Below are 13894 nucleotides of genomic sequence, written 5' to 3'. Positions count from 1 at the left end.
TCCTCTATTTTAATTTGTAACTAGTCGATAAATAAATGTCGTGCGTGGTTTATTTATTCGGAAATTTGTTATACTGTTTACTCAATCATTTAATTGCTATAAAGAATAATATAGACTGGTCAAAAGTTAGAATTGCCAAAAGCCTGTTATATGTGAGCGGAGAGGGATTAAAAATAAATAGCAGTACAAAATCTCCCGGTTGGTACATTACATACTAAAAAGAGGTGTTTATGGTAGAGTATCTTAACTTTTTCGGGATCAGTCTAACGTGGACAATTATTATTGCTTTGCTCATCCTGGCCGGATTTACCTATCTATTCCACAGGCACACTTTTCTGCAGACCTTTTTTGGTCTGCTGAGAATAATCGCATCAATTTTTTACAGCCCCATAATCTACTTTAAAAAACTGTTCGACTCTGTAAATACTTTCGGATTGAAAGGGGAAAAGGAGTACGAAGAGAGTAATCAGTATCTGCTTAACAAATTCCTTATCATAATCAAAGGATTCTGGATAATTGTTGGTGTTCTGATTCTTGCATCAGGAATAATTTCTTCCTGGAACAGTTTTCTGCCTCCTGAGTATTTGCGTACCCAGATCTCTCAGTATGAGGATTATATCTACGGTGTCGACAGCTCGTTTGAAGCATCAAAACAGAAATATGACGGGCTGGAATCAGTATGGTCTCAGCAGTCGGCTCAATTGATCAATAATTATAAATCAGAGATAAGGAAAAAAATAAGTGATGCTCAAAAAGAAATGAATTCAGTAAAGAATTCTTATTCGAATAACGAAGTGTTTAATTCGGTTTCCGTCTATATTGCGGAAAATGAAAATACGGATAGCAATGACTACCTGAATTATTATAAGAACCAGGCCGTCAGTTATATCGATTATAATATGCCTGATGAGAATGCTAAAACAGATTTGAAAAAATATGTTGAAAACTGGTATCTGCAGAAAACAGAATCAATCAACCTTGCCAATTACTCGGATGAATCTATCAGAAATCAGATTCAGCCTGAATATGCAAACCTTAAAAGCGAAGTGGATAATTACAATAATCAGAAAACCAGTCTTGAATCTGAACTGGAATCCTTGAAGAATGAAGCCAAATATAATGTGGAATCTTTATTCTGGGGACTCCTGCAGACTGTTGTTACATTTATTCTGTTCCTCTGGTTTATGGGACTGTTTACAGAGATGGTTTTCCTTGTTGTTGATATGGCCGGAAACATAAAACATATAAGGGGAATCGCAGATCAAAATTTTCCGGTTAAAGATGAAGACAAAAAAGAGGATGCATAATCAACGGGGAGAATTATTCTCCCCGCACTTCCGGACTTAATTAATTTATTTCCTGGTGTAGAACTATTTTAATCAAATGCTGTAATTCGGGAGTATGTATGAGAAATTATGCACTTATCATTTCACTTCTATTCATAACGGGCATATCTGAATTAACCGCTCAGGATGAAACCTCGGCTAATTTCTATATCAACGGTGGAGTAGGTGTGAGTTCAATGAACCTTGGAATGAATGCCGGTGTAAATTTGAGAGTTGATAATGTTGTTGCAACCATCCGGGCTGCCGGAGCTGCTACCGGAGTATTTGGAAGCGCTATTGAGGAGTTCGGATTTTTGCTGGGATATATTGAGAAAGCAGGTGATATTCATTTTACCGTTTCAGGGGGTTTGGGCGAATCTAAGTATGATGAATCAAAAGGCCTTTTTACAAAATCTGTTATATCCAAATCAATCGGATTAGCATTCGAAGGGAGGCTATGCTATTCGTTTTGGAGTTTTATTGGAATCGGTGTTGCGCTTTATGGAAATCTAAATGAAGCGAAATCTTTTATAGGGATCAACCTGAATCTGTTTATCGGCAGTCTGGACCTTTAATATATTCTATCCTGACAGATCCGTACAGGGGAAACTTCCCGATTCCAAAACTAATTGGAATCGGGACGACCTCCTGTGCAACCGATTAGCTCCTCACTATATCTACAACTCTTTTTTGTAAACCTGCCCCAATCCAGGTTGTGGCGTTCTAACCTCCAAGCTAAATTATCAGTTCTTACATAAATGAAAAAACCCGCCATATGGCGGGTTTTTGCGGGGCCGACGAGACTCGAACTCGCGACCTCCTGCGTGACAGGCAGGCGTTCTAACCAACTGAACTACGACCCCTTATTTCAATTAACAACAGATGACAATTGTTAAATTGGCGCACAAAAATAGTAATATTCCCTAATCGAAACAAGCGCGCTTATAATTTTTCAGTTCCAAAACTAACACCTACAGCATGTGCCGCTAAAACCCCCTGATCGTTCGGTTTCACCAGTTTCTGGTGCGAAATCGCATCAATTATCCTTACGCTCTTTATCTCCGATCCTTTTAAAGCTACCATCCTGCCGAATTTTTTCTTAATGACCAGCTGAATCGCGTTGGTTCCGAATTTCGTCGATAATATCCGGTCGTAAGGCGTTGGACTGCCGCCCCTTTGTAAATGTCCGAGTACTGTGTACCGTGTTTCCAGTCCGGTGTTATCGCTTATCCTTTTTGCAACGAGCTCGCCGATACCGCCGAGTTGTATCGGGTCAGTCCTTTTAATATCCTTTCCTTTCATAACCAATTTACCGTCTTTCGGTTTGGCTCCTTCAGCTACACAGACAATACTGAAACGCTTACCTTTCATATTGCGCCTCATGACATGGTCGTAAACAACATTCCAGTTAAACGGCAGCTCCGGAATTAAAATTATATCCGCTCCGCCTGCTAGGCCACCGTTAAGTGCAATCCATCCGGCGTATCTTCCCATTACTTCGCATACCATTATACGGTGATGTGCCGAAGCTGTTGTATGAAGTCGGTCCAACGCTTCCGTTACAACAAAGACTGCCGAGTCGTGTCCGAAAGTCTGATCGGTCGCCTCAAGGTCGTTATCGATGGTTTTCGGAACGCCGACAATGTTCATTCCCATTTCGCTCAGATAATTTGCGATGTGCATTGTTCCGTCGCCCCCTATTGCCACGATCGCATCAAGGTCCCATGCCAGATAGTTTTTAAGAGCGTCTTTGGAACGGTCTACAATTTTGATCTTGCCGTTCACTTCTTCCGGCCAGTGGAACGGGTCCCCTTTATTCGAGGATCCGAGTATCGTTCCTCCTTTAGCCAGGATTCCGGAAACATCCCGGTTGTATAATTCAATGGCTTTTCCTTCCACAAGTCCTTCGAATCCGTCCAGGATTCCGATTACGCTTAGCCCGTTATCGTGAGCCGGTTTGGCTACTCCTCTTATCACAGCATTCAGTCCTGGACAGTCCCCGCCTCCGGTAAGTATTCCGATTCTTTTAACTTTTGATCGAGTCAATTTTCATCCCCGAAATATTTTTTAAGTGTTATTAAAATAGTTACAAGATTTTATTGTACGTCTTAAAATGTTTTTTTACAAGCTGATCGAATTTTTCAGGACCGATTTTCTTCAGCAGCTTTTTTGCGTAATCTTCAACCTCTAACGAGGCGCCTTTGGGAATCCGGTATCCTTTCTTTGCCTGCTGATCAAACCACTCAAGAAATGCGCCCCGGGCAATAATTGATGCTGCCGCTACTCCTGTAAATCTCTCGGCTTTTGTCTCCTGAACAAATTCAACATCCGCATGTGCGGACAAAGTTGAAACATCCAGATCCTTTCTGCTGAACTTATCCGTTATTACATATTTGCACTCTGTATTATCGAGCAGATTGTCGATTGCTTTAGAATGCGCCCAGTTTAAAAGCTGATTTAAATTTTTCAGTTTTCCGTAAAGGTCGTTGTATTTTGATGGACTTATTAACACAACCTCAAATCTGTCTTGTGTTATCTCTTTAATTTCCCTTGCAAGCTGAAGAATCTGTAGATCACCGATCTCCTTGCTGTCCCTAACACCGATCCTCTTTAATTTTTCCCTTGTACCGGGATCTGTATAAACAGCCGCGACTACAAGCGGACCGAAGAAATCGCCTTTTCCCACTTCATCTGTACCGATATATTCTTCCGGTTCCTTCTTTTCCTGTTCTGCCAGATTTAAACTCACCTGATCAATAAGCAGTTCTTTGAGTCTGAAGTAAAGTCCGGATTTTAAATCCCCCTGAAGAACCGTTTTCAAACCTTTCTTTCCGAAGTAGACCTGAACTTTAATCCTTTCTTTCCCGGCAATCGCAGTAAACTCGTGATTAAATTCTTTCGTATCAATTCCGGAGAGGCTTAATCCTGATTTCTCCGCGGTCTTTCTAAGGTCTTTAAGACGTCTAAGGGCTTTTTCTTTCAGATCCATTCTGATTCTGTAAATTAATCAGTTCGAAAATTAGCTGACGGAATTTTATAATCCAAGAATTGAAATAAGAATAGGAAGAAATAAAATCCGGACGAATATTTCTATCCTCTGTTATAATTGATGCATGTGCCGCGCAAGATCAATTCCGTATCGATAACTATATTCTGATGTTCAAAGGATTCCGGTTTGTCGATGTTCTCAAGAAGCAGGTCCATCGATCTCTTAGCCAGCAGATCGGTCGGCTGATTTATACAGCTTAATGGCGGGGAGAGGAATTCCTGAACGGGCGAATTGCCGAAGCAGATCAGGTCGATATCGTCAGGAATTTTTAATCCTACTTCCTTCGCGGCGGAATAAATTCCGATTGCCACCGGAAATGTAACCGCAAGAATAAGATCGGGTAGATTTTTCTCGTGATACAATTTCATGAACGAATCATATCCGTGCTTCTCTTCGTAGTCTCCTTCTATTATCCAGTCGTTGTTTATCTCAAGTCCGTGGAATTGCATAGCGTTCTTGAATCCTTCGAGTCTGTCGCGCCCTATATTAATATTCGAATAACCGGCGAAGTGAGCGATCCGGCGGTAGCCCAGATTAACGACGTGATCAATTGCGTGGAATGCGCCCTTTTTATCGTCAACTGTTACTTTATTGCAGCTCGGCAAGTCAGGTATCCGGTCCATAAAAACCATTGGAATCTGACGGTCGAGGGCGTTCTTAAATATTCCAAAGTTGGAAGTGTCCTGTGATATCGAAATGATCAATCCGTCCACTCTCATAGAAAGGAGGGTCTCAATCTGTTTTTTTTGCATCTCGGCGTTTTCCTGGGAAACAGTTAGAAAGACCTGGTAATTCTTCTCAATAGCATAATCGTAAATGTCATTCATAAGTGTGCTGAAAAAATGATGAGCAATCTGGGGTAATACTACGCCGATTGAATTCGATTTCTTCGATGCAAGATTCCGGGCCATGAAATTTGGCGAGTAGCCGAGCTCGTCGGCCGTTTTCTTTACTAATCTGGCTGTACTTTCGGAAATGTCGGGGTGGTCCCGCAGCGCCTTCGATACTGTTATTATCGATACGCCTATTTTCTTTGCTATATCATTTAATGTAACCAGTTTGGGACGCATACTTTGAGAATCTTTTTCATTCTTTCAATTATAATTATAAGTAATTATCGCTTAATTTTCACATAAACGGTTTATTTCCTTGTCGCTGGATTTTTCTTTCCGCCGGTTGAATTTTCTATTAGTGCTATAATTTATGATACCGGATTTCATACCTGTTTCATTTATAATTGCCCGTTCTTAACACTTCAATTAAGTTGATTTTTAATAGAAGGTTTTTGTAATTTTAAGCCGGGATTAGAGAACTATAATAGAATAAGTATATCCTTTGGGTAAATCTTTCACCGCGGTTTAATCAGTCCTCTTTTTTGAAAGATTGTATATGACAAAACAGTTTTACACTGTCTTAGTATTGTTTTTAATTTCATTTCTATTTGACTCCCAACCAGTAAAATCTCAAAAGTTAGCGCTACCTGAAAAGATTATTGCGAAGATCGGTTCGATTTCAATTCCGGTCTACGAGTTTCAGCAGCGCCTTCAGGATTATCTTTTTTCTTCCGGTATTAAGGATAATATCGTTGTAAGGCGTTCCATCATCAATAATATGATTAATGAAATTCTCCTGAATAATTATGATGATAATTCGGCCATCGAATCAAATCCCGAATTTATTAAAGAGAGCAAGTGGATCGAAAAACAGACCATACTGGCTTTTCTTAAAGACAGAGATGTTTACGCGAGAATCAATGTAACAGATAATGAAATAAGAGACGCCTTTTACAAATCCCAGGAGAAAATTGCTGCTAGACACTTGTTTGCTGAAACTGAAGATGAGGCAAATAGTCTTTATCAGTTGCTTCAGACTGGTGCGGATTTTAATCAGCTGGCAAAACAGGTTTTTACAGATTCCGTCCTGGCTTTTAACGGCGGTTATCTCGGTTATTTTTCCTGGGGTGATATGGATCCCGACTTTGAAGATGCGGCTTATTCACTTAAACCCGGTGAAATTTCAGCACCGGTTAAAACCCGGTACGGTTTCAGTATCATCAAACTTGAAGACAGGATTCCGCAGCCCTTAATCACAGAAGACGAATTTCTAAGAAAAAAAGCCCACATGGAACGTGTTGTAAAAATAAGAAAGAAAAAACCGGCCGAATGGGAATTTATTAATTCAATTTATGATCAGAAAAAAGTAGATATTAACGAAAAAATGCTTGGACTTATTTACGATAATTTTAGATATTCTGATGCCGATAAAGCGGAAAAGAATGAAGTAATTGATTATTCCTCTATTCTACTTAAGTACGGTGAAAGGACTTATTCAGCCGGGGAGACGGTTCAGCGGCTGAATGATATTCCTTATTTTCATCGGGATAAAATAACCTCTATTGAAAATCTTAAAACTGTTCTCAAAGGTTTAGTTCTTCAGGATCTGCTTTTCGATATTGCCGTTAAGAAGAGATACGATAGGGATCCAGAGGTTTTATCTACTTTGAAGAAATATAAGGGGAATCTTTTTCTCAAATATAAAAGATTGGAAATAAGTAATAACGCGAATTTCCCTGATTCTGTAATAAATAAATTCTATAATGATAATCTGGTCTATTTCATGACTTCCCCTAAAATCAGCATTCAGGAAATAATCGTGAATGATTCAACAGTTGCAGCCGACTTGATTGCCCGGATCGGTAAAGGGGAGGATTTTGGTTCTTTAGCCCGGCAATACTCTTTGAGAGAATGGTCTGCTTCTAATAACGGGATTATTGAGTTATCTGAAATTGAGAAATTCGGTCAGTTAAAGGATGTTTTGTGGAATTCCCCGCTCGGTTCTATTGTTGGACCGGTTATGATCCAGAATTATCATGGTATTTTCAGGGTAATAGAAAAAGTTGATGGCAGTCCGAAAGAATATTCCGCCGTTCGTAATGATGCTCTTAGACTTTTGAAAAAAGAGAAATCGAAGGAAATAGTAGAAGCGCATATAAATAAAATAAAAAGCAAAATCAGTATCTCAATCAACGAGAAATTATTAGCGGCAGCCGGCATTGAATCCGGGCTGTAGGCTTTTGTTATTTTAAATATTCTTAATGGGAGTACACTATGAAGAGGTTTCTTTCTATCTTCTTTGTGTCGGTTATTTTCAGTTTCAGTCTTGTCTATGCGGGTACTACGGGAAAACTGACTGGTAAAGTAACCGATAAAAAAACCGGTGAACCCCTTCCGTTTGTTAATATAACTCTGGAGGGAACTACTATCGGTGCGGCCACAGATCTGGATGGGAAATATGTTATCCTTAACATTCCTCCGGGAAAGTATAATGTAAAATTCCAGTACATCGGTTTTCAGTCAGTTGTTGTGCAAAACGTTCAGATATCGATCGACCTTACAACAAATCAGGATGCGGTTCTCGAAGAAACTACAGTTGAACTCGGAACTATTGTTGTTCAGGGCGGAATCGATAGAATTCAAAAAGACGTAACTTCGAGCCAGGCACGCGTTACATCCGACGAAATTAAAAACCTCCCGGTAGCAGAGATTAACGACGTTCTTCAGCTTCAGGCCGGCGTTACAAGGGGAGCCGGTGGCGAATTTCATATACGCGGCGGACGCTCTTCGGAAATTGCTTACTGGGTGAACGGTATCTCTATTACCGATGCTTACGATAACAGCCGCGGTATCGATATCGATAATTCAAGTGTTCAGGAGCTGCAGGTTATTAGCGGAACCTTTAATGCCGAATTCGGACAGGCTCTTTCCGGTATCGTTAACACCGTTACAAAAGAAGGCGGACGTTCTTATAATACCGATATTAAAATTTATTCGAGCGACTATCTAAGTAACTTCAAAGATTATTTTGTTGGAATCGATAAGATCAATCCTCTCGCAAATTATAATCTTCAGGCAAGTTTAAGCGGGCCTATTCCTTTTACTGATAATGCCCTTACTCTTTTTGTTAACGGCCGTTATGTTTACGACGACGGATATCTTTACGGTTATAATAATTTTAATCCCGATTCTACTGCGGGCAGCGGTGAACTGACTGCCATGAACTGGTCCAAGCGTTTTATCGGTCAGGCGAATTTGAGTTGGTACGCGTCATCAAATTTTAAGTTCAATGCGGAAGTCCTTTATTCAAAAGAGAACTACAAAGATTATAATCATTTCTTTAAATGGAATCCGGCAGGTGATGTAAACAAGTTTGCAGAAAGCTACAATGCTACGTTTACTATGACCCATACAATTTCAGGCAAAGCTTTCTACACACTTAAGCTCTCGAAATTCCAAAAGGATTTTGAAGAGTATCTGTACGAGGATCCTTTTGATTCACGTTACATGCATCCTAATTCTCTTAGAACAGTTTCTTATGCTTTCGTAACTCAGGGTACTAATAATCACCGGTTCTACAGAAAGACCGAAACACTTATCGGTAAACTCGACTATACAAGCCAGATCAGCGAAAACCACCTTATTAAATTCGGTATCGAAGGAAGACTTCACGATCTCCGTTTTGATGATTTCAACCTAGAGCCCCTCCGCGTCAATAATATTGAAGTTGAACCGTTTATTCCTTCCATACCCGAAGAGAATACACCTAACAGAACCAAGTACAGCGCAACTCCTGTTGAGCTCTCTGCTTATATTCAGGATAAGATCGAATTTGAAAGCGTCATTATAAATATCGGCCTCCGTCTCGATTACTTCGATTCCAGAGGTAAAGTTCTCGTCGATCCGACAGATCCGAATATCAATCTTCCTTTACGGTCCGAGCTTGCAAATCTTACTCTTGCGGAACGGGAACCCTATTTCTATAAAAATGCAACAGCAAAGTGGTCTCTCGGACCCCGATTCGGAATTGCATATCCTATAAGCGATAAAGGTGTGCTTCACTTTTCATACGGTCAGTTTTTACAGGTTCCTACATTTCAATACCTGTTTAACAGAGGACCGTATTATGTCCCGAATACCGGTAATGGTTACGGTGTCTATGGTAATCCTGATCTTGAACCTCAGAGCACAACAATGTATGAACTAGGATTTAAACAGGAATTTTTCGAAAACTTTTCGATGGAGTTTACAGGATTCTACAGGGATATCAGAAACTGGATTACCGCAGGTCCTTTAACAGCAACGAGAAACCTCGTAACATATTCCTCTTATATAAACAAAGATTACTCGAATGTTAAGGGAATTACTCTTAACATCTCCAAACGTTATTCTAATTATTTTTCGGTCGATTTGAATTACACTTACCAGGTTGCTGAAGGAAGCAATTCGTCTCCCGAAGATGAATTCAACTCACAGCTTGGTAACAACGAACCGACTTTATACCTTATACCTCTCGATTGGGATCAGAGCCATATGTTGAATTTCTCTCTTTATGTTGGTCAGGAGGATTGGGGAATTTCAACAATTGCCAGATACGGTTCAGGACTTCCTTATACTCCGTCAATTACCCAATATACTGCCGATAGAGGAATAACATCCGGTCTTCAGCGTAACAGCAGAAGAAGGCCAACTCAGTTCCAGATGGACCTGAGACTCCATAAGACTTTTCAAATAGGCGGATTAAATATCACATCATTTTTAAGAGTATTTAATCTTCTTGATAGCAGGGTTGTTGTGAATGTGTTCGGTGATACAGGAAAAGCCGACTATACTACCGAAGGAAGAAATATCAGTGCGGATCCGAACCGGCTCAATACTGTTGAAGAATATTTAAGATATCCCTGGAATTACGGTGAACCGAGAAGAATTGAATTCGGTTTCGAGTTTTCTTTCTAAAGATTTTAATGAAATAGGAGATTAAATAAATGACCAGATCGTTTAAGATTTTTCTGATTGCAGCGATCAGTTTGTTCATGACAATTGAATCATACGCACAGTATGTACCGACAAAAGAACGAGGCAATGCTGCTAAAAGAACCAAAGCCCAAATGGAAGGGAATAGAGTCCGGGCTACTTTCTTTAATCACGGCCAGGCCGGCAGAACCAGCGGTTCTTTCCCAATCAATGAGCAGACACCGTTTGAATGGCCAAAAAATACCGGCCAGGTTTATCTCGCGCTTCTTGGTTTAATGGCCGGTGCTGAAGTAACTGATAATACCGGAACACGTCAGAGAATTGTTGAAGTACCGAATTATAGATCTTCTCCCGCCGGTAAATCCTGGAACTTTGAACCTGTCCCCGGTTATTTCAACGAAACAACGAATCAGATTGCTACAAGCGTCGATCCCGATACATGGCCTGCTTACTGGCCGGATAGAATGAATGACGATGTTGATCCCGGATGGCGCGGCTCCTGGAACGGATATTTCGGCAAAAATATTTTTAATGCAGACCAGGAGATTTTTTACAGAGCAACAGACGACAATTACGACAGATACGCGAACTATTATCCCGATGATACAGATCTATCGAGAAAAGGCCTTGGGCTTCTTATTGATGTAAGAGTACTTGCCTGGTCTCAGGTTCTTGTTGAAGATGCAGTTTATACTCTTCATTCAATCAGAAACGACGGAACTAAAGATCTGCAGAAAGTTGGTGTTACTATCTGGTATGCTGACTTTGTCGGCGGTGACGGTGATTCCCAGGATGATATTTCCGAGTTCGACCTTCTGGAGGATATTGCGTGGACGAGGGATAACGATCACAGAGCTCCTACTTTCGGATCGGATCCTGTTGGTATTGTAGCAGTAGCTTTCCTCGAAACTCCCGGCAACGCTCTCGATCGTATTGATAACGACGGCGATAGCCCTGAACTTAATAACCTGATCTCTACTGAAATGCTCGAAGGTGAAACTCCTGACAACTTGATTGATGATAACGGAAACGGATTGATCGACGAAAACCAGACACACGTTCCCTTCGGTGTTCAGAGAGGTGTAACATATGCTGATAGAATTGCTCAGCCTGCCGATCCCAATTATCTCGCTCTCCATCCGAGATTTAAAGTTGAACAGAACAGCCCGGTTGTTACCCAGCAGATGATCGATCTTGCAAATTCCAACCCGGGTACAAATAAATGGAAACTCTGGCCTCCGCTCGATCAACTCCAGAACGGTGCTATTCACTTGATTATGGTTACAGCCGATAAACTGAATCTACCGTTCAAAGACGGAATTGATAATGACAACGACGGTGAAGAAAACAGTCCTGTGGTTTCTCAGGCGATGATTACTCAGGCTGCTGGCGATGCCCCATTCTTCAGATACCGTGTTAACGATAAAATAATTCTCTATAACGTTGTTGCATCTGCATTAGGAAAAAAATATGCTGATGGTATTGACAACGACGGCAACGGCGCAGTTGATGAAGGCATTGACGATGGTATTGATGTACTGGTAGATGAAGCAAGAGATGACGGTATTGATAATGATTACGACTGGAATCCTCTCAGAGATGATGTTGGTATGGATGGTGTTGCCGATACAGGCGATGAAGGCGAAAACGACGGCAAGCCTACTTCAGGCGCACGACTTGGCCTCCCGGGTGAACCGAACGTTGATGTGACCGACGTATCGGAAACCGACCAGATCGGTATCACAAATGCAGATTATGTACCGGCTGGCGGTTTGAATATTAACAGCGACGCGCAGATGTGGTTCGACTTCATGATACCGGGTAAATTCTTCGATCCTCAGGAAGTTGTAGCCGGTGAATATGACCTCTTCGTTAGCTCCAGTTTGTTCCCGTTAAGATCCGGTCAGCAGGAACCGATCTCTCTAGTTGTTCTTCTTGCTAACGGTACGGTACCTGATCCGGGCGGACAATTCAGAAAAGGCGAAATACTTCGCAAAAGAGTCCGCGCTCAGGAAACATATAATAACGATTACCGCTTCGCTAACGCACCTCTTACTCCTACTCTTTCTGCAATACCCGGTGATAACAGAGTAACTCTCTACTGGGATGATGTGGCCGAAAGATCTTTCGACGCGTATATCGATGCTATCGGCGGAAACGGAAGAGACTTTGAAGGATATAAAATTTACAGAGCATCCGATCCTGCGTTCCAGGATGCTGAGCAGATCACTAACGGCTTCGGCGGAAGACAGTTCAGACTGCCGATTGCCCAGTTCGATCTTGTAAATGGTATTAAGGGATTCGATCCGATCGGAATCGATGGTATTAAATACTATCTTGGCGATGATACCGGTCTTAAACATGAATTTGTGGATACTACCGTTCAGAATGGTTTCACTTATTATTATGCTGTTGTCGCCTACGATTTCGGTTTCCCGGCAGGAGACATAATTCCATCCGAATCGACAATTCGTGTTTCGCTTCAGGCCGACGGCAGTGTTAAACTCGGTTCTAATGTAGCCAGAGTTACTCCCTCCGCCCCGGTTGCGGGTTATGTCCCTCCAACACTTGGAAATATTTCTCTGTTGCAGGGCACTACCTCCGGAAGGGTAAACTATAAAATTGTGGATATTAATAAAATCAAAAATAATCACGTCTATTATATTACATTCGAAGATACTGTAAAACTTGCATCACGAACCGGTGTGCCTGATACTCTTACAACAAAATCATTTTCTCTGAGAGACAGTACTGCCGGTGTAACTTTGATAAACAAAAGCAGAAATCTCGCATCGGATTTTGAACAGCCGCTTACGGACGGATTCAGACTTGGTTTTCTTAATGAATCGAGAGTTGAGTTGGATCGTACTAATTCAATCTGGTCGGATCCGAAAATTGTAAATTATCAGTTCGAAAAATTTGTATGGCAGGGCGGTATTAACGGAGAAGAAAGACCGAATGACTACAAAATTGAATTCGGCGATCTCGGTTTCGGAACATCCAAGCAAATTCAGCTAGGTGTTAATACGTTCCCCGCACGGCCTGTTAATTTTAAGGTATTCAATATCAGTCAGAATAAATATATCGAATTCGGTTTTGTTGAGGTGGATGGTACTGATGGAAACTTCTCGGTTAACGGTGCAAGGAGAGACCGAATAGTCTTTCTTGAACCGGATCAGAACGGTGTGCTTAAATATACCTGGTGGTTCTACTTAATTGAAACTCCGAGTACCGCTAACGGTTTAAGATTGCCGCGGAATGGAGATAAAATAGAAATCCGTCTGAAAAAACCATTCCTCTCGGGCGATGTTTTCAGATTTGTTGCTACCTCCGGGAAAATTGATCTTGAAGAAGCAAAGAAAGCAATGGACAAAATTAAAGTTGTACCCAATCCTTATGTTGCCTCCGCTCAATGGGAAGCAAAAAATCCTTACGCAAGCGGAAGAGGCCCGCGTTTACTGCAGTTCAATCATCTTCCTAGTAAATGCACAATAAGAATATTTACGATTAACGGTGAATTGGTCGATGTCATTGAACATGAAAGTCCTTTGAATGACGGCACTGCAGAGTGGAATATGCTTACAAAAGATAATCTAAATATCGCTTATGGAATTTATGTATTTCATGTAGATGCACCCGGTATCGGTACTAGGATCGGGAAATTTGCAGTGATTAAATAATTCTGAGGGAATATAATTTTAAGGAGTTTAGTC

Annotated in this window: 8 protein-coding genes and 1 tRNA gene; 5 read left to right on the top strand and 4 right to left on the bottom strand. The window is 41.1% G+C overall.

What is annotated here, in order from left to right; translation table 11 throughout:
• Window positions 1-230 precede the first annotated feature (230 nt).
• Both PLZ15_02320 and PLZ15_02315 read left to right on the top strand, forming a co-directional pair.
• On the top strand, window positions 231-1307 hold the full coding sequence (locus tag PLZ15_02320; GenBank protein HOI28567.1) for a hypothetical protein: 1077 nt from the start codon (window positions 231-233) through the stop codon (window positions 1305-1307).
• 98 nt (window positions 1308-1405) lie between these two features.
• The gene (locus PLZ15_02315) at window positions 1406-1900 is read left to right on the top strand and encodes a hypothetical protein (protein HOI28566.1); all 495 of its coding nucleotides are present in this window, start codon (window positions 1406-1408) and stop codon (window positions 1898-1900) included.
• Between the two features lie 214 nt (window positions 1901-2114).
• Here PLZ15_02315 and PLZ15_02310 read toward each other — a convergent pair.
• From PLZ15_02310 to PLZ15_02295, 4 genes are all read right to left on the bottom strand, one after another.
• A tRNA-Asp gene (locus PLZ15_02310) sits at window positions 2115-2188 on the bottom strand.
• A gap of 79 nt (window positions 2189-2267) precedes the next feature.
• Entirely contained in the window at window positions 2268-3371 is a 1104-nt protein-coding gene (locus PLZ15_02305) for an ATP-dependent 6-phosphofructokinase (GenBank protein HOI28565.1), read from the bottom strand.
• A gap of 40 nt (window positions 3372-3411) precedes the next feature.
• Window positions 3412-4314 carry a ribonuclease HIII gene (rnhC, locus tag PLZ15_02300; protein HOI28564.1) on the bottom strand — a complete coding sequence of 301 codons (903 nt, stop codon included), beginning with the start codon at window positions 4312-4314 and terminating at the stop codon, window positions 3412-3414.
• 101 nt (window positions 4315-4415) lie between these two features.
• Window positions 4416-5444, bottom strand: coding sequence for a LacI family DNA-binding transcriptional regulator (locus PLZ15_02295; GenBank protein ID HOI28563.1), 1029 nt, complete (start codon window positions 5442-5444; stop codon window positions 4416-4418).
• Between the two features lie 319 nt (window positions 5445-5763).
• Here PLZ15_02295 and PLZ15_02290 point away from each other — a divergent pair, with 319 nt between their 5' ends.
• Genes PLZ15_02290 through PLZ15_02280 form a run of 3 tightly spaced genes read left to right on the top strand, consistent with a single transcriptional unit; the run spans window position 5764 to window position 13861 of the window.
• Window positions 5764-7443: a peptidylprolyl isomerase gene (locus PLZ15_02290; protein ID HOI28562.1), complete on the top strand. Its 1680-nt coding sequence runs from the start codon at window positions 5764-5766 to the stop codon at window positions 7441-7443.
• Window positions 7444-7481: 38 nt separating this feature from the next.
• Window positions 7482-10163 carry a TonB-dependent receptor gene (locus PLZ15_02285; GenBank protein HOI28561.1) on the top strand — a complete coding sequence of 894 codons (2682 nt, stop codon included), beginning with the start codon at window positions 7482-7484 and terminating at the stop codon, window positions 10161-10163.
• A 29-nt stretch (window positions 10164-10192) separates the two neighbouring features.
• Window positions 10193-13861 carry a hypothetical protein gene (locus PLZ15_02280; GenBank protein ID HOI28560.1) on the top strand — a complete coding sequence of 1223 codons (3669 nt, stop codon included), beginning with the start codon at window positions 10193-10195 and terminating at the stop codon, window positions 13859-13861.
• Window positions 13862-13894: the final 33 nt, after the last annotated feature.

This window comes from Melioribacteraceae bacterium, assembly GCA_035362835.1.
In the GTDB taxonomy this organism is placed as follows: domain Bacteria; phylum Bacteroidota; class Ignavibacteria; order Ignavibacteriales; family Melioribacteraceae; genus DSXH01.
The sequence above is the reverse complement of the archived record's forward strand: the minus strand, read 5'-3'. Positions and strand labels throughout refer to the sequence as shown.

What these genes read in the sequence shown, in the direction of transcription:
- PLZ15_02320 (HOI28567.1), top strand. Translation starts at nt 231, where the DNA reads ATGGTAGAGTATCTTAACTTTTTCGGGATCAGTCTAACGTGGACAATT.
- rnhC (HOI28564.1), bottom strand. Translation starts at nt 4,314, where the DNA reads ATGGATCTGAAAGAAAAAGCCCTTAGACGTCTTAAAGACCTTAGAAAG.
- PLZ15_02285 (HOI28561.1), top strand. Translation starts at nt 7,482, where the DNA reads ATGAAGAGGTTTCTTTCTATCTTCTTTGTGTCGGTTATTTTCAGTTTC.
- PLZ15_02295 (HOI28563.1), bottom strand. Translation starts at nt 5,444, where the DNA reads ATGCGTCCCAAACTGGTTACATTAAATGATATAGCAAAGAAAATAGGC.
- PLZ15_02280 (HOI28560.1), top strand. Translation starts at nt 10,193, where the DNA reads ATGACCAGATCGTTTAAGATTTTTCTGATTGCAGCGATCAGTTTGTTC.
- PLZ15_02290 (HOI28562.1), top strand. Translation starts at nt 5,764, where the DNA reads ATGACAAAACAGTTTTACACTGTCTTAGTATTGTTTTTAATTTCATTT.
- PLZ15_02315 (HOI28566.1), top strand. Translation starts at nt 1,406, where the DNA reads ATGAGAAATTATGCACTTATCATTTCACTTCTATTCATAACGGGCATA.